Raw genomic sequence first — 17642 nt, 5'->3', positions numbered from 1 at the left:
AAGCTCTTTGCCTCTATAAATTAGTTAGTGTTTAAAAGATGTCTATTATCTTGCGACTGCCACGCACATTACGTTGCGCGACAGGCAGGTGAAGATAAACAGGCCCTAAATAGGCTGAATCCATGCGTTTGAAGTATACTTGGGCGTTGGCGTTGTTATTATCTGGCTGTCAATTGACTCAGTCAGATTCAACGTCTTCTACACCAGAAACCAATAAATCTGAGCAGACTGCAAAGCAAAATGCAGTAAAAGCTCAACCGGGCAATAAATCGTCACTAGCAAAAAAATCCGCTAACGACGCGCCTAAAGTTCTCTCCCCCCAAGAACAAGAAGATGTGTGGCAACGTATCGCCATGCAGCTGGACATGGATATCCCAAACCACAAGAAAGTGGACTACTACCGTACGTGGTATTTAAAGCACCCAAATCACCTTTACACGGTATCTAAGCGTGCGACTCCTTTTCTATACATGATCACAAAACGTATCGAAGAGCGCGGACTCCCAATGGAGCTAGCTTTACTTCCTGTAGTGGAAAGTTCATTCGATGCCTTTGCCTACTCACATGGTAGCGCGGCTGGGTTGTGGCAATTTGTCCCTGGCACCGGAAAAATGATGGGACTAGAGCAAAACTACTGGTATGACGGTCGCAGAGATGTGGCAGCAGCAACGGATGCAGCGCTGGACTACCTAGTACAACTAAACGAGCGTTTTGATGGTAACTGGGAACATGCAATCGCCGCTTATAACAGCGGTGGAGGCCGAGTTTCTAGCGCAATTCGTAAGAATAAAAAGCTCGGTAAACCTATCGATTTCTTCTCATTAGACTTACCAAAAGAGACCAGCAGTTACGTTCCTAAGCTATTGGCCTTGGCTGACGTTATCGCAAACCAAGACAAGTACGGACTTAATATTCCTGCAATTCCAAACAAGCCTGTTCTAACGCTTGTTGATCCAGAAGAGCAGTTAGATCTGGCTATTGCCGCAGATTATGCCGGCATTAGCGTAAAAGAGTTGCAGAGTTACAACCCAGCATACAACCAGTGGTCGACAGCGCCTGAGGGGCCGCACCAACTTTTGATTCCCGTAGAGAAAAAAGAGACTTTTCTCACCAAGGTGGAGAAAAATCGCGGTAAAGGGATGAAGGTCGCTCGCTACAAGGTGAAATCTGGTGACTCTTTAAGCGTGCTAGCTAATAAATACGGCACAACCACGAAAGTCATTCGACGTGCCAACGGCCTATCGAATAACAACATTCGTATTGGTCAATACCTATTGATTCCGACATCAACAAAAGACGATGCAAAATATGCATTAACGGCACAAAACCGATTAAGCAAGACTCAATCTCGTGCTCGTGGTCAACTCAAACTCACCCATGTCGTTCAGTCTGGAGAAAGTTTGTGGTCAATCGCACGTAACAATAAAGTGTCGTATAAATCGTTAGCAAAATGGAATGGTATGGGCCCTAAAGATCCATTGCGTGTGGGTCAAAAGCTAGTGATTTGGAAGGATTCAGACAAAGGTTCTGTGATCCGTACCGTTTTCTACAACGTTCGCTCTGGCGACACCATTAGCGGCATTGCAAGCAAGTTCAAAGTAAAAACGAACGACATCGTGAAATGGAACTCGCTACACAAGAAAAAATACTTACAACCAGGTCAAAAGCTTAAGTTGTACGTTGACGTAACGAAGGTAAGTGTATGAACCCATCAAGCAATCCACTTGTGATGCTGTTGGACATTTTTCGTTCTCCAACATCTTGTTTTCTTGCGCTTTATCAACGCGGTGGATGGGGATGGCAACCGTTCATCTTCCTGATGCTTAGTCCGTTTTTATTCTGGGGTGCTTACTTTTCGAATGTCGATTTCACGTGGCTCAGTGACCAACTTGCTGCGCAATTTCAGCAAATCGACCCGAAGCAGATTGAGCTATTAGAACCAAACACGCTAATGGCAAGCGCGATCATCAATGATGTATTCAACCGCTTTGCCACCTTACTATTGCTCGCGCTTTGGTTCTTTCTTGCAACAAAGGCAAGCAAACAACAATACGGTTACTGGAAATGGTTTGCCGCATCGTGTGCTATCTTATTCCCAGCAGTATTGGGCGATGTAGCAAGCTACGCGAGCTTGCTACTCAAGCATGGTCAGGTAATGACTTACGCTGCCGATTTAAATAGCCTCAATGGTCTATTAAAGCTGCCTCTTACTAACGAATGGTCTCATTTCGCTAGCTCGTTACCTTTGCTTCTGCCTTGGTACATTGTGCTCGGCTACGGCGTTGTACTGACGTGGACGGAGTTTGAACGTGGCCAAGCTTTGGTGATTGCAAGCCTGCCATGGGTATTCTTCTACGTTATTTGGGCACTTTATATTGTGGTAACCTAAGCTAGTCATTTAACGTAAATGACAATAACAATGGGTTATGATCGGAAGCGTCGCTCTGCGGCGCTTTTGCGTACTTAAGCGTCAGACCTCGGTAAAACACATGGTCCAGTGGTAACCCTGTTATAAATTGGACTCGATGATCCGGCAAGAACGTCACCTCTTGTAAGTCCGCAGCCTTTAAGGCCTGCCTCATCGCATTAACGCGAGATTCACTCCAGCTATTGAAGTCTCCAGCAAATAGAATTGGCCCCACATGATGCTTTAAAAGTATTTCAAGCGCCGTTAACTGCGATACATACTCTTTTGTACCTACGGTGAAGTTAATCGCATGTACATTCACCACTGCGAGTTTCTCGCCATTACTCAAGTGATACTGGCTATATAATGCAGACTTAGGTAAGCGAAGCCACGGCTCTTTAGAGGTGTAAGCGCAGGCTTTTTCTGGTTGCCCTTGAGCAATACTAATTACACCGGCACCGCTACCCAGCGCCTTAAAAGCACTCACTTGATTACTAACCCAGCGACCATCCACCAACCACTGTTTAAATGATGGTGTCATGCTGGCTTCTTGCAATAACAGTAACTGCTTATCAGCAGAAAACTCATCGAGTGCACGTTGCCAATTAGCCCGGTTCTGTTTGTAGATATTCCAGACAAGCACATTGATTTTGCCGTCATGATCGAGAGCTTTTGAATCGCTAAATTCGATGCACCTAATATCTTGTGTCAGCTCGGTACCTGTTTGGGTAATAATTTGCGGCTGATCTGGTACGGTGAAAATAACCTGGAAGCCGACCAATACCGCCATAATAAGAAAAGCTAACGCCAGAAAAAAACGCTTAAACATACGACAAACCTGAATGTAGGCACCCGAAATCTAGAACAACCAATCTCGGGTTAAATGATTTCACTAATAAGCAAACAACAAAAAAGGAGCCACTTGGCTCCCTTTTAGCATAATAAATACGAAACAGGTGACAAGAAACCTTAGATCGCGTCTTCGTCTTCTTCACCAGTACGAATACGAACCACACGCTCAATATCAGTGACGAATATTTTACCATCACCAATCTTACCAGTTTGCGCGGTTTCAATGATTGTCTCTACGCATTTATCAGCCACATCTTCGGTTACAACGATTTCGAGCTTCACTTTAGGTAGAAAGTCCACCATATACTCTGCACCACGGTAAAGCTCTGTGTGACCCTTTTGGCGACCAAAACCTTTCACTTCAGAGACGGTCATCCCTGTAATGCCAACTTCAGCTAGCGCTTCTCGAACATCATCCAATTTAAATGGCTTGATAATCGCTTCAATTTTTTTCATGTTCATCCCTTAAGCTTCAATCGATTGCGCTTATTATCGTTTAGCGTTTCGCAACATTCAATGTTTGTCTCTGCTCCACCAGCGAAAATCCAGGCTGAGCAAATTAACATAGCGAATATCGTGAGTTGATAAAACCCAATGAGGACTGCTCAATGCCCAATCGTCCAAGCTTTACTTCAGGCTCACGTTTACTTCAAACTTGCGTAGTAAGCCGCTAGGTTAGCGATGTCTTCATCAGACAACAATGAAGCTTGAGCTTGCATCACAGCAGCAAGTCCACCTGTTCGCTCTTTATTTTTATAAGCTTTAATTGAACTGATAATATATTGCTCATTTTGCCCTTTCAGATTTGGGTAACCCGGAATGACAGCAATACCATCAGCGCCATGACACGCCGCGCATACTCCCGACTTTGCTTGACCTGCTGTAGCATCTCCCGCAGCTAGAGCTTGCCCACTAAACATGGTTAACACCACCATTGCACCCATGATTGTTTTCTTCATTGCTTCACCTAATCAATTATTATTTAAGGATTTTTATATTTTATAATCGACATTGTGGCATGAATTTTCATTACCTGCGCCAAATAAGTTCACAATCTTGACCATTAAAAGCCTGATCAACGAACAGATCTGCCACAGCAACGACTCGGTCTTGGTACATTAAAATCGGAATTTGACGACGCAGCCAGCTTGGCACATTGTATTCTTGGAATAACTTCTTCAGTTTTCGACTGTGATTACGCGTGGTTGGATGCGCTGATAAACCTTCCGGATTAAAGGTCACGCGAAGCAATTCTGGCTGACTCGGTAGCGCAATCGTTGCGTTACTAGAACTCGTCGTTAAGGTCAGCTCCCCGAGTCCCTCAGGCAGCGACAAAGTCGCATCAACCTGAATCGTACTTTGCCACTTAGTGACATCAGCCGTGTCCGTTACCCAATAGAGACGATTTCGAAAACGGCGCACTTCACCTTGTTTAAGTTGTAGTTTGGGGTTGGCATCTTGCTGAGCTAATGCCACTTCATTCCAGATAAGATTGAGTTGTACCTGAGTCGGCATACTAGTATTAAGCTTAGCTAGCCACATACGAATCAAGCGCGCACGTGCTAATTCACTGTGCTTAGCCAGTTCTTCAATACTCAAACTTAGATCCGTTTGTAAAGCGCGTTCAAACACCGCGCTCAATAGTTCATCCAATAGCGCTTCTTGTTGAGCACATAAGCTTGCACTGCGCTGAACCGCTTGATGGATACTCGGCCAACGACCAGACAATTCAGGAACAACACAATGACGAAGAAAGTTACGATCATAACGGGTATCTTGATTGCTTTCGTCTTCCACCCACTCCAAGCCTAATTTAGTAGCGGCGTCTTCGATGGTCTTCCGCTTGATAGTAAGCAATGGTCGAACTAGAGATCCGCAAGAAAACGGCATACTCTCCGCCATCGAAGATAACCCTTTTGGCCCGCTACCGCGCTTAAGAGCAAGGAGAAAAGTCTCTATTTGATCGTCGGCATGTTGACCAGTCAACAGTATATCGCCTTCTTGAATGTACTTAGTTAAGGCTTGGTAGCGAGCTTCACGAGCAAGAAGTTCAATACTTTCACCATTGCTGATGTCTAAGCTCACTCGCTCGATCGAGCACGATATCCCCACTTGTTGTGCCCAAAGTAAGCATTTATCGGCCCAATTATCGGCATTCGAGCTTAAACCATGGTGCACATACACAGCGTGACACTCTACAGAGTGCGCTTGTTGGTAGCGACTGAGTAATTCGAGTAAAAGACGTGAATCCACTCCTCCGCTAAACGCCAAGACAACCTTAGTGCCTGATTGATAGTAGCGGCCGAGAACTTGAGCAAAATGCAGGTAAAGCGATTCCATAAACGATCCGATAGGTGCAAAAAAGGGCTGGACTCTCATCCAACCCTTTCTATTTTAACTGTTATCAATTGAGATATCAGCTAACGCTTAACAGCAATCACCGAAATTAACAGTAACCGTAGCTCATTAGGCGCTGGTAACGACGTTCGCGTAGCGTCTCTTCATCCAGTTGTTCTAGATCTTCGAGCTGACGAAGTAGTGTCGCTTTCATATTCGCTGCCATTTGAACATGATCGCGATGAGCGCCGCCTAGTGGCTCTTCGATGATTTCGTCGATCAGTTCAAGCTCTTTAAGACGCGGAGCAGTTAGACCCATTGCCTCTGCCGCTTGTGGCGCTTTGTCTGAATCACGCCATAAGATTGAAGCACAACCCTCAGGAGAAATTACTGAGTACGTAGAGTACTGAAGCATGTTCACGTAGTCGCCTACACCGATTGCTAATGCACCACCAGAACCGCCTTCACCGACAACGTTACAGATTACTGGTACTTTAAGACCAGACATCACTTTTAGGTTTTTCGCGATAGCTTCAGATTGACCACGTTCTTCTGCGCCCACACCTGGGTATGCGCCAGCCGTGTCAATAAATGTGATGATCGGCATGTTGAAACGCTCTGCCATTTCCATCAAGCGTAGAGCCTTACGGTAGCCTTCTGGTTTCGGCATACCAAAGTTACGTTTCACCTTTTCTTTGGTCTCACGACCTTTTTGGTGACCAATGATCATCACAGGGCGGCCTTCAAGGCGAGCCATGCCACCCACAATCGCTTTGTCGTCTGCAAACGCGCGGTCACCCGCTAATTCATCAAACTCCTCAAAAGCGTGTTGGATGTAATCCAGCGTGTAAGGACGTAGTGGGTGACGAGCCAGTTGAGCTGTTTCCCATGCACCTAGGTCACTGAAGGTTTTTTTCTTCAGCTCTAAGCTTTTCTTCTCAAGCTGTTCGATTTCTTTATCCAGGTCAATCGCAGAATCACCACCGTGACGAGAGACATCACGTAATGCTTCAATTTTCGCTTCTAGTTCTGCAATTGGCTTTTCAAATTCAAGAAAGTTTAGGCTCATCTATGAATCCTTGTTTACTCAGCGTCTAACATATTGCGCTGAATTTTTAGTTAAATTCGAGTTCTACCTGGCTTTTGCCAAGCAACTGTTTTAAATCGTCGAGTAATGTATCACTTGGCGTAACTCGCCACTCGGTGCCCAATGTTAACCGCGCTCTGGCGTCGGCACGCTGGTAGTATACATTGACGGGTACGGTTCCGGCTTTGTGCGGTTCTAAAATACGGCTGAACTGCTCAAAAAACTGATCGTTGATCTGATTTGCATCTATCGATACCGACAAACCACGAGCGTATTTCTCGCGCGCACTGCCGAGATCCATAACTTCACGCGCCGACATTTTAAGGCCACCGTTGAAGTCATCAAAGCTGACCTGTCCAGAAACGACCAAAATTCTGTCTTTTTCGAGAAGTTCAGCGTATCGATCCAGCGCATCGGAGAACAACATCACTTCCATACGACCACTTCGGTCATCCAGTGTCATAATACCAATTCGTGTACCACGCTTGGTCGTCATTACACGAGCGGCAATAACCAGGCCGGCTACCGTGACAGATTGGTCGCGACGCGTAGGCGTTGCGTCTTTTAGTCGACAACTGGTGTATTTGTTTAGTTCCTTTACGTAGGCGTTAATTGGGTGCCCTGTCAAATATAGACCTAGGGTATCACGCTCGCCCTCTAACCACACTTTTTCTGGCCAAGGCGGAACTTGCGTATACTTGTGCTCTACTTCTTCAGGCGCATCCGTTAGCACACCAAACATATCCGTTTGACCAAACGCCTCGGCTTGGTGATGTTGACTTGCCGCTTTTACCGCATCATTGAGTGACGCCATCATCGCCGCGCGGTGTGGACCTAGTCGATCTAACGCACCCGCGTAGATCAGCTTCTCTATCACTCGTTTATTGACGCGTTTTAGATCAACTCGAGCACAGAAATCAAATAGGTCTTTAAAGTGACCACCTTTATTTCTCGCCTCAAGAATCGCATCGATAGGGCCTTCACCTACCCCTTTTATCGCACCAATACCGTAAACAATTGCGCCATTTTCATCAACATTAAAGCGATATAGGCCAGAGTTGATGTCTGGTGGCAGCACGGTGAGCTTCATACGGAAACACTCATCGACCAAGCCAACGACTTTTTCCGTGTTATCCATATCAGCTGTCATTACCGCGGCCATAAATTCGGCAGGATAATGGGTTTTCAGCCAAAGAGTCTGATAAGAAACCAATGCATAAGCAGCCGAGTGCGATTTGTTAAAACCATAACCAGCGAACTTCTCTACCAAGTCGAAGATTTTCATCGCCAACTCGCCATCGATACCGTTCTTTATCGCACCTTCTTCAAAGATAGCACGTTGTTTTGCCATCTCTTCTGGCTTTTTCTTACCCATTGCACGACGGAGCATGTCCGCACCACCTAGCGTGTAACCCGCTAAGATCTGCGCAATCTGCATTACCTGCTCTTGGTACAGGATGATGCCGTAGGTTGGATCAAGCGTCTCTTTTAGCGACTCGTGTTGCCACTTTTCATCTGGATAAGAGATCGCCTCTCGACCATGTTTACGGTCGATAAAGTTATCTACCATGCCCGATTGCAAAGGACCCGGACGGAAGAGTGCTACCAATGCGATAATGTCTTCGAAACAGTCTGGCTGAAGTCGCTTGATCAGCTCTTTCATACCTCGAGATTCAAGCTGGAATACTGCTGTCGTTTCAGAGTTTTGCAACAAACGGAAAGAGGCTGGGTCTTCTAACGGTATGGATTCAATTTGAACCGGTTCTTTACCTTCTCGCTCTAGACGTGGGTTAATCAGCCCTAACGCCCAGTCAATAATGGTTAAGGTACGTAAACCCAAGAAGTCAAACTTAACTAGGCCAGCGGTCTCAACATCGTTTTTATCAAATTGAGTAACCGGAAAGTGACCTTCAGCGTCTGCATAAATTGGCGCAAAATCGGTAATTGTTGTAGGTGAAATTACAACACCACCAGCGTGTTTACCGGCGTTTCGCGTACAGCCTTCCAAAATATGACACATGTCGATGAGTTCTTTAACTTCCTCATCGGCCTCATACAATTCAGGTAGTGCAGGTTCAGCTTTAAACGCCTTATCTAGCGTCATGCCTGGATCGGGCGGGATCAGCTTTGAAATACGATCAACAAAACCAAATGGATGACCCAATACGCGGCCAACGTCACGGATTACCGCTTTTGCCGCCATGGTACCAAACGTGATGATCTGAGACACCGCGTCACGACCGTACATTTCCGCAACGTGGTCAATAACCTGGTCACGTTTATCCATACAGAAATCGACGTCGAAATCGGGCATCGAGACACGTTCTGGGTTCAAGAAACGTTCGAACAGCAAGTCGTATTCTAATGGATCCAGGTCGGTGATTTTTAATGCGTAAGCCACCAAAGAGCCGGCACCGGAACCACGTCCAGGACCTACAGGAATTCCATTATCTTTTGACCACTGGATGAACTCCATTACGATCAAGAAGTAACCAGGGAATCCCATTTGGTTGATAACATCTAGCTCTATCTGAAGACGTTCATCATATTCAGGGCGACGACGTTTCCTCTCTTCCTCATCTGGAAATAGGAACTCTAAACGCTCTTCCAAGCCCTCTCGGGATTTCATGACTAAGAACTCAGTCTCTTTCATCCCTTCAGTTGGGAAGGCTGGTAGGAAGTACTCCCCTAAGCGCACAGTCACGTTACAACGTTTCGCTATCTCGACACTGTTTTCTAACGCTTCAGGAATATCAGCAAACAGCTCGCACATTTCTTCTTCTGTACGAAGATATTGCTGCGGACTGTAGTTTTTTGGCCTACGCGGATCTTCTAATGTGTAACCATCGTGAATCGCTACGCGTATTTCATGAGCATCAAATAGGTCTGGACTCAGGAATACAACTTCATTGGTCGCCACTACTGGCAAGTCTTGCTGCTCTGCCAATTCAACTGCAAAGTGAAGATAAGTTTCTTCATCTGGACGACCGGTACGAAGTAACTCAAGATAAAAGCGATCTGGAAAATGCTGTTTATAAAAATCAACACACCCTTGCACTATTTGACGGTTGCCTTTCAAAAGGCCGCGACCAATTTCCCCGCTTTTACCGCCGGATAATACAATCAAGCCTTCAGACATTTCAGCCAACCAGACTTTATCAATCACAGGGTGGTGTTGAACATGTCCGCGTAAGTACGCTTTTGATATCAATAACGTCAGGTTCTTATAACCCACATTATCCGCCGCAAGCAAAGTCACTTGTGTCAGCTCTTCACCAAACTCGTCCGACTGCATTTTAAAGTCAGCACCAATGATCGGTTTAACACCACTGCCATGCGCCGTACCGTAAAACTTCACCAAACCACATAGGTTGGTAAAGTCGGTCAACGCCATTGCGGGCATGCCGAGCTCAGCAACTTTCTTTACGATTGGCGGAACTTTGTTGAGGCCATCCACCATCGAGAAGTCACTATGAACACGCAGGTGGATGAATTTGGGATCTGACATTAACAGGTACCGTGTAACTCTATTTTGTTGGGGATTCTAACCTAAAGAGGTTGGGTTTATAACACCAATTAGATCGTTTGATTATTCTATGCCTAAAGCTTTTTTTACTGGTTTGAAACTCTTTCGGTGTTCACTGATCACTCCGTGTTGCTCAATCGCTTCAAAGTGCGCTTTAGTTGGATAACCTTTGTGCTTCGCGAAGCCAAATTGTGGATGAAGTTTATCCAACTCTTCCATCTCTTGGTCACGCACGACTTTGGCAATAATGGAAGCCGCACTGATTTCGGCAACGCGTAGATCGCCTTTTACTACAGCTTGAGCATCCATTGTCAGCTCTGGACAACGGTTACCATCAATCAACACCAAATCAGGTTGAACCTGTAACCCCGCCACTGCACGCTGCATCGCAACCATAGTCGCCTGTAAAATATTCAGTTGATCGATTTCTTCAGGAGAACAACGCCCGACCGCCCACGCCAATGCTTTTTCTTTGATTTCAGGAAGCAGCGCCATGCGTTTCTTTTCGGTCAATTTTTTCGAATCGTTCAAACCTTCAATAGGATTGTTAGGATCAAGGATAACCGCAGCGGTGACGACGTCTCCCACCAAAGGGCCACGTCCTACCTCGTCGACTCCGGCCACAAGCTGATAACCTTGCGGATATTCAAACGGAGGGAGTTCAACTTTGGTTTTGGTCGCTTTTGGTTTAACAGCCATGATAAATCTCTATTTTTCAATCAGTTTTAGAACCGCGTTTGCGGCTTGTTGATCCGCATCTTTACGGATCCAATGATGCATTTCCGTAAACTTATCTAACATCGGTTTATTGTCGCTTTCCAATAAGCGAGAAACCTCAGTAAACAAATTGTCTGGTGTGCACTCATCTTGTAGATATTCTTTGACGAGCTCATCATCCGCCAAGATATTCGGCAATGACACATACTTCGTTTTCAATAGACGTTTAGCTAAGAAAGCGGTAAATGCATTCACACGATAACCCACCACCATTGGACGCTTGAGAAGCATACACTCCAACGCTACGGTACCAGAGGCCAACATCACGGCATCGGATGCGGTGATGACGTTGCGTGCGGTGTCATCAACTAACTTGAAGTCCAACTCTGGCGCTAGCTCTTTCCATGCTTGTTCAAACTGCTCACGGCGTTTTTGATTAACAAGCGCGACAACAAACCCCAGTTCTGGAAATTTGTTATGGAGTAACTTGCAGGTTTCAATAAATGGCTCTGAGAGCATTTTTAACTCGCTACCACGACTGCCTGGCAGGACAGCAAGCCACTTTTTATCTTGTTCTAAACCAAGCAACTCACGTGCAGGCGCTTGTTCTGATTCTAGTGGGATGGCATCAGCCAAGGTATGACCAATGAACTCGCAAGGTACATTAAATTTGTCGTAAAACGCTTTCTCAAACGGAAGAAATGCTAGCACCAAGTTCGTTGCCGCTTCTATTTTAAAGATGCGCTTCTGACGCCAAGCCCAAACAGACGGACTCACGTAATGAACGGTTTTAATGCCCGCTTGCTTGAGGTCAAGCTCCAAGCGTAAGTTGAAGTCAGGAGCATCGATCCCGATGAAAACATCAGGCGGATTCTGAGTAAAATACTGAACGAGCTCAGCTTTCACTTTAAGAAGTCTCGGTAAGCGGCCTAAAACCTCGACTAATCCCATCACCGCAAGCTCTTCCATATCAAACAGAGACTCGCAACCTTGGGCTATCATTTTCGGACCACCAATGCCTACGAACTCTGCGTCTGGAAATTGTTGCTTTACTGCTTTGATAAAGCCTTCACCTAGCGTATCGCCAGACAATTCTCCGGCAATGATGCCAATACGTAATGGTCTTTCCATATCTACTTCGCTATTTTTCCTGTGCGCTATGGATAACGGTTTGCCTTATCCATAAAACACAAAAAGATCGTAACCTCAAATTTGGTCACGATCTTTTTATTTATTGGTTCATTCGCCAATTAACGAATAATGCCACGTTCCGTCGTTTCCAGAATATCTGAGAAACGCTTCACAGCCGGCCACTCTTGAGCCATTTCAGCCAGAATAGGCTTCACTTCTTCTAGCGTCTTACCTGAACGGTAGATTTCTTTATACGCTTTTTGTAGCGCACGAATCTCTGGTTTCTCAAAGCCATTACGCTTCAAGCCAACAAGGTTCAAGCCGAATGGAGTAGCGTGGTTACCTTGCGCGAGTACATAAGCTGGGACATCTTGCACCACAGCTGAACAGCCGCCAATGTATGCGTAAGCGCCCACTGTACAAAACGGATGAATCGCAGACAGTGCCATCACACCGGCATAATCATCAACAGTAACGTGACCACCAAGAATCGAGTTATTACCGATATGAGTGTGGTTACCAATAACAACATCATGCGCAACGTGTGCATTCACACACAATAAGTTGTCATCACCAATGATCGTGGTTGCTTTGTCTTGCACTGTGCCGCGGTGAACTTGGACCGCTTCACGAATGACGTTACGGTCACCGATAACCACAGTTGTGTCTTCACCACCGTATTTTTTGTCTTGGTTTTCTTCACCAATGACAGCATGTGGGAAAATACGGTTATCTTTGCCAATAGTTGTGTGACCTTTGATCACAACGTGAGACATCACTTCTGTGCCTTCACCAATTTCAACCGTAGAGGTGATGTACGTAAAAGGACCTACTGTTACGTTAGCACCAATTTTGGCGCCCTCTTCTACCACCGCTGCCGGGTGGATTTTAGCGGTTTCATGAATCATATTAAAACTCTCGACGAGCACACTTCAGTTCTGCAGAACATACCACTTCACCGTCAACTTTTGCTACACCGCTAAATGCAGCAATGCCGCGACGTTCTTTCAGAAATTCTACCTCAATAACCAATTGGTCGCCCGGAACCACTGGTTTACGGAATTTCGCGCCGTCTACGCTTGCAAAGTAGTACAGTTCATTTTCTGTTGGTGCACCAAATGATTTAAATGCAAGTAAGCCTGTTGCCTGAGCCATTGCTTCTAAAATCAAAACACCTGGGAATACTGGTAGTTGAGGAAAGTGACCTGTGAACTGAGGTTCGTTAACCGACACGTTTTTAATCGCGTGAAGGTACTTCTCTTCTTGGAAGTCTATCACTCGGTCGATCAATAAGAATGGGTAGCGATGAGGTAGTAGCTCTTGAATTTCAGAGATGTTCATCGTTTTCTTTTCAGTAGTCAAAGTCGTCTTCCTATATCAATTTTTTGCCGCCAAGATGGCAAACGTGGCAACAGGTCGTAAAGCCGAATCGCTTTGCAATATACTAGCAAAATACGCACCATCTTGGAGTTAAATCTACTTAGAGCGCGTCATTATAGAAGAAAAAGACCCGCATTTCGCGAGTCTTCTTACAGAATATGGAACTAGAGCTTGTTAGCCTTCGTATTAAATACAGAGCGAAAGATAACTTGTTCTAAATTTCTTCTTTCTGTTCCAGCTGTTTTTCAACCGCTTTTAGGCGCTTATTCATCTCATCAATACGGTGAACTCGAGTCGCGGTCTTACGCCACTCTCTGTTCGTTTGTAGTGGGATACCTGATGAGTAAAGGCCTTTTTCTTCGATACTGCGCATTACCATGCCCATACCTGTAATAGCCACACCATCTGCGATAGTGATATGGCCATTCAGAACAGACGCGCCGCCAATCTGGCAGTACTTACCAATTTTTGTACTGCCCGCGACAATAGTACCACCAGGCATCACGGTACCATATCCGATCTGCACGTTGTGCGCGATTTGAAGTTGGTTATCCAGAATGACATTGTCTTCAATGATAGTATCTTCGAGTGCACCGCGGTCAATCGTAGTACAAGCACCAATCTCAACGCGGTTACCGATACGCACTGAACCAAGCTGAGGAATTTTAATCCACTCGCCTTTGTCATTCGCATAACCGAAGCCATCAGAGCCAATGACGGTACCCGATTGAACGAGACAGTCATCACCCAATGACACTTCATGGTAGATAGTGACATTAGCCCAAAGCTTGGTGTTATTCCCTAGCTTGGCGTTCTTACCGATAAAACAACCAGCACCAACACTTACGTTGTCGCCGAGTTCCACGCCCGTTTCAATCACAGCGTTAGCGCCGATTGTAACGTTCTCACCCATCTTAACGTCAGCGGCAATCACAGCACTTGGTGCAATATCGTCTGCCGGTTTTGGTGTGGTATCCATCGCTTGGACCACACGAGCAAATGCGACATAAGGGTCTGAAACCACTAGCGCATTTCCAACGCATTGATCTTTATGCTCAGCCTTTACCATAACAACGGTAGCTTGGCACTCAGAAAGGTGTTTTGCGTATTTTGGGTTAGACAAGAAGGTTACGTCACCTTCTTGTGCTTTATCCATTGGAGCAACACGGCTTACAACGAGAGACTCGTCACCAAACAGCTCACCCCCGGTAATTGTCGCCAATTCGGCTAATGTTAATGTCTTCATAACTTCTTATTTTAGAGCTTTAATTACGTCTTCAGAGATATTGTATTCTGGCTTGCCGTACTGCAAAGCAGAGATATCAATCACAAGATCGTAACCATTTTTGTCTGCGACTTTCTTAACTGCATCTTGAATCGTTTTGAAAAGCTTCGCTTTTTCTTCAGCTTCACGACGCGCACTTGCTTTTTCAAGTGCTTGTGCTTTCACTTTGTACTCGCTGTCGAGCTTCGCGATATCGATACGTAGCTTTTCAACTTCGTCTTGACCCAAAAGCTCGCCGTCACGTTGTAGCTTCTCAATCTTTGTTTTAGCTTGTGCTTGGATTGACTTCAGTTCATCAGCTTTGCTTTTGAAGTCTTTCTGCATTTTTTGTAGTACAACTTCACGTTGAGGAAGAGCTTGAAAAACTTGAGCTGTATTTACGTAAGCAATTTTCTGTGCAGCTTCTGCCGCATTTGCAAACATTGAAGAGCTCAGTACAAGAAGGCCAATCCCAGCCGCTTTGATCATTTTATTCAAAATATTTTCCTCTTTAGAAAGTTCTACCGATAGTGAATGTGAAGAACTCTTCATCATCGCCATCAAATTTCTTAATTGGTTTCGCTAGTGAGAATACTAGTGGCCCCATTGGAGACATCCACTGCAACGCCGCACCGTAAGAAGAGCGGTAGTTGGTTGGATCTGAGTAATCGTAGTAGTAACGGTCACCATATTCCGCACCTGAATCGCGGTAGTCAAACTCCGTATCCCAAACACTTGCCATATCAAAGAAGATACTGGTACGAATTTGGTTTTGTACTTCTTCTGATGCAAATGGTGTTGGGACAATCAACTCAACACTTGCTAGCGCTACGGCGTTACCACCAACAGAGTCATCTGTTGCTGTATCTGCGCCATTGTTTGAACCAGATGTATCACGGTAAACCGCTTTAGGACCAACAGAGTTTGAGCCAAAGCCACGAAGCGATGTAAAGCCACCTGCGTAGTAGTTTTCGTAGAATGGGAACAAGTTATCGTTACCATCCGTCTGACCGTAACCATTACCGTAACCTAAGCGGCCACGGAACAAGAGGGTAAACTCGTGCTTTTTAGTCAATGGCACATACTGGCGAACATCGTACTGCATTTTGAAGTATTGAACGTCAGAGCCAGGTACGGTCATTTTATAGAATGCACGCTGATGGTTACCTGCCGTAGGGAAATAGCCACGGTTTAAGTTATTACGTGTCCAAGAGATATTGAAGTCGAAGTCGTTTGTGTTCAACGCTCCACTAGAATCAATGTTGTCTGCTTGTGCTCGTAAGAACTGCTCTACCTGCAAGTAAGGCGATAAGTTACCGATCTTGTTGTGCGTATAACCGACACCGAATTCAAAACGGTTCAACTCATCGAATGGGAAGCCCCACGTTAAGCTCGCGCCATAGCTTTCGTTGGTATAGTCAACGATATTGGCTTCTTTAGCTTCAAATTCGTTATAGAAAACCTTACCACCCAAGCTTACACCGTCTAAGTTCCAGTACGGATCACGGTAATCTAGACTGATGTTTTTCTGGTAGTCATTCATCATCGCGTTGATACCAACACGGTTACCACTACCAATAAAGTTATCTTGTTGCAGGCCAACCTGGAAGCTCACACCCGATTCTGTACCGTAGCCAACACCGAAGTTAACACTACCAGAGTTTGCTTCTTTGACAGAGTAAACTAGGTCAACTTGATCATCACTACCAGGAACTCGAACCGTCTGTACTTCAACATTTTCAAAGTAGCCCAAACGATTTAGACGAGTTTTACCCGTTTCAATCGATTTCGAGTTCAACCAACTGCCTTCCATCTGACGCATTTCACGACGAAGGACTTCATCTTTGGTTGAGTTATTACCCGTGAAGCGAATATCACGAACATAAATTCGGTTACCCGGGTCTACGTTAACGACCAAAGAAACTTCTTGATTCTCGTCGTCAAACTCTGGAATGGTATTCACTTGAGGATAAGCATAACCAGACTCACCAAGCACACGCTTAATCCCTTCTTCCATTGAAGTAACCAACGAGCCGTTGTATGTCTCATTGTCTTCAAATGGCACAAGTCTTTCGAACGTCGCTTCCTCGCCAATCAAATCACCACGGAACTTCACGTTCTTAACGGTGTAAACCTCGCCCTCTTCTAGACCAAGAGTAATGTATACCCCTTTCTTGTCAGGAGAGATTGCAACTTGTGTCGAATCAACGTTAAATTTTAAGTAACCACGATCTAGGTAGAATGATTTGAGTGCTTCAATATCACCTGCAAGAACTTGCTTTTGATACTTTTCATCAGAAAGGAAATTCCACCACGGCACATCAACATTTAAGTTAAAGCGCGAAAGCAGCTCTTCATCACTGAACACTTCATTACCGATAAAGTTGATTTGCTGAATTTTTGCCGACACACCTTCAGTAAAGACAAACTTAAGATCAGAACGATTACGTGGTAGTGGAGTCACCACCGCTTTTACTGTTGCGTTGTATTTACCTACGCTGTAGTAAAAGTCTTCTAAGCCTTTTTCAATGTTGCTTAGCGTGGTGCGGTCAAGCGCTTCACCTTCACGAACGCCAGACGCGTTCAGGTTTTCTTGTAGCTGCTCGTCCTTGATTGCTTTGTTACCTGAAAAAGAGATGCTTGCAATGGTAGGACGTTCTTTGACTTGAACCATCAGAACACCACCGTCACGCAACACTTTCACATCTTCAAAGTTACCAGATGCATACAGGGCGCGGATAATTTCTGCAACATCGCCTTGGCCAATGGTATCACCGACACGTACAGGCATTTTCAACAATGCAGCACCCAGTGCTACACGTTGCAATCCATCGATTTCAATATCTTGAACTACGAAGTTCTCTGCTCCATTTGCAGATACACTGGTCGCCAGTAAACTTGCAAATAGAATTCGCTTAATCGCCATACTTGTTCTAATTAT

At 45.3% G+C, this 17642-nt stretch carries 15 protein-coding genes; 2 read left to right on the top strand and 13 right to left on the bottom strand.

Translation table 11 applies throughout. From position 1 onward, the window contains the following. Positions 1 to 122 precede the first annotated feature (122 nt). Together R7E29_RS15915 and R7E29_RS15910 are read left to right on the top strand one after the other, a co-directional pair. The gene (locus R7E29_RS15915) at positions 123 to 1706 is read left to right on the top strand and encodes a LysM peptidoglycan-binding domain-containing protein (protein ID WP_054574850.1); all 1584 of its coding nucleotides are present in this window, start codon (positions 123 to 125) and stop codon (positions 1704 to 1706) included. Then, positions 1703 to 2389 carry a YIP1 family protein gene (locus tag R7E29_RS15910; protein WP_005380375.1) on the top strand — a complete coding sequence of 229 codons (687 nt, stop codon included), beginning with the start codon at positions 1703 to 1705 and terminating at the stop codon, positions 2387 to 2389. Before R7E29_RS15915 ends, R7E29_RS15910 begins: the two co-directional genes overlap by 4 nt. A 1-nt stretch (position 2390) precedes the next feature. Here R7E29_RS15910 and R7E29_RS15905 read toward each other — a convergent pair whose 3' ends face one another. The 13 genes from R7E29_RS15905 to bamA all read right to left on the bottom strand — a co-directional run bounded on the left by R7E29_RS15905 (position 2391) and on the right by bamA (position 17627). Next, positions 2391 to 3236: an endonuclease/exonuclease/phosphatase family protein gene (locus R7E29_RS15905; RefSeq protein WP_213906542.1), complete on the bottom strand. Its 846-nt coding sequence runs from the start codon at positions 3234 to 3236 to the stop codon at positions 2391 to 2393. Positions 3237 to 3376: 140 nt separating this feature from the next. After that, positions 3377 to 3715, bottom strand: a complete 339-nt coding sequence (glnB, locus tag R7E29_RS15900; protein WP_005380372.1) for a nitrogen regulatory protein P-II — start codon at positions 3713 to 3715, stop codon at positions 3377 to 3379. A 188-nt stretch (positions 3716 to 3903) separates the two neighbouring features. Next, positions 3904 to 4218, bottom strand: coding sequence for a c-type cytochrome (locus R7E29_RS15895; RefSeq protein WP_213906541.1), 315 nt, complete (start codon positions 4216 to 4218; stop codon positions 3904 to 3906). Positions 4219 to 4288: 70 nt separating this feature from the next. Continuing rightward, positions 4289 to 5599: a tRNA lysidine(34) synthetase TilS gene (tilS, locus tag R7E29_RS15890; protein WP_213906540.1), complete on the bottom strand. Its 1311-nt coding sequence runs from the start codon at positions 5597 to 5599 to the stop codon at positions 4289 to 4291. Between the two features lie 106 nt (positions 5600 to 5705). Continuing rightward, positions 5706 to 6665 carry an acetyl-CoA carboxylase carboxyl transferase subunit alpha gene (accA, locus tag R7E29_RS15885; RefSeq protein WP_005380365.1) on the bottom strand — a complete coding sequence of 320 codons (960 nt, stop codon included), beginning with the start codon at positions 6663 to 6665 and terminating at the stop codon, positions 5706 to 5708. A 46-nt stretch (positions 6666 to 6711) separates the two neighbouring features. Then, complete coding sequence (dnaE, locus tag R7E29_RS15880) at positions 6712 to 10191, bottom strand: DNA polymerase III subunit alpha (RefSeq protein WP_213962814.1); 3480 nt, start codon at positions 10189 to 10191, stop codon at positions 6712 to 6714. An 81-nt stretch (positions 10192 to 10272) separates the two neighbouring features. Further along, positions 10273 to 10908 (bottom strand): ribonuclease HII, encoded by a 636-nt coding sequence (gene rnhB, locus R7E29_RS15875; RefSeq protein WP_145473570.1) that lies wholly within the window; start codon positions 10906 to 10908, stop codon positions 10273 to 10275. 9 nt (positions 10909 to 10917) lie between these two features. Next, a complete protein-coding gene (lpxB, locus tag R7E29_RS15870) occupies positions 10918 to 12057 on the bottom strand; it encodes a lipid-A-disaccharide synthase (protein ID WP_042521417.1) in 1140 nt (379 codons plus the stop codon). A 119-nt stretch (positions 12058 to 12176) separates the two neighbouring features. After that, positions 12177 to 12965: an acyl-ACP--UDP-N-acetylglucosamine O-acyltransferase gene (lpxA, locus tag R7E29_RS15865; RefSeq protein ID WP_005380357.1), complete on the bottom strand. Its 789-nt coding sequence runs from the start codon at positions 12963 to 12965 to the stop codon at positions 12177 to 12179. Between the two features lies 1 nt (position 12966). Further along, positions 12967 to 13419, bottom strand: coding sequence for a 3-hydroxyacyl-ACP dehydratase FabZ (fabZ, locus tag R7E29_RS15860; RefSeq protein ID WP_005380349.1), 453 nt, complete (start codon positions 13417 to 13419; stop codon positions 12967 to 12969). A 232-nt stretch (positions 13420 to 13651) separates the two neighbouring features. After that, positions 13652 to 14683: a UDP-3-O-(3-hydroxymyristoyl)glucosamine N-acyltransferase gene (lpxD, locus tag R7E29_RS15855; RefSeq protein ID WP_005380347.1), complete on the bottom strand. Its 1032-nt coding sequence runs from the start codon at positions 14681 to 14683 to the stop codon at positions 13652 to 13654. 6 nt (positions 14684 to 14689) lie between these two features. After that, positions 14690 to 15199: an OmpH family outer membrane protein gene (locus R7E29_RS15850; protein WP_005391804.1), complete on the bottom strand. Its 510-nt coding sequence runs from the start codon at positions 15197 to 15199 to the stop codon at positions 14690 to 14692. A 13-nt stretch (positions 15200 to 15212) separates the two neighbouring features. Next, a complete protein-coding gene (gene bamA / locus R7E29_RS15845) occupies positions 15213 to 17627 on the bottom strand; it encodes an outer membrane protein assembly factor BamA (RefSeq protein ID WP_042521413.1) in 2415 nt (804 codons plus the stop codon). Positions 17628 to 17642: the final 15 nt, after the last annotated feature.

The organism is Vibrio sp. Vb1729, from assembly GCF_033338655.1.
GTDB lineage: Bacteria > Pseudomonadota > Gammaproteobacteria > Enterobacterales > Vibrionaceae > Vibrio > Vibrio alginolyticus.
This window is presented reverse-complemented; position numbering and strand designations above follow the sequence as displayed.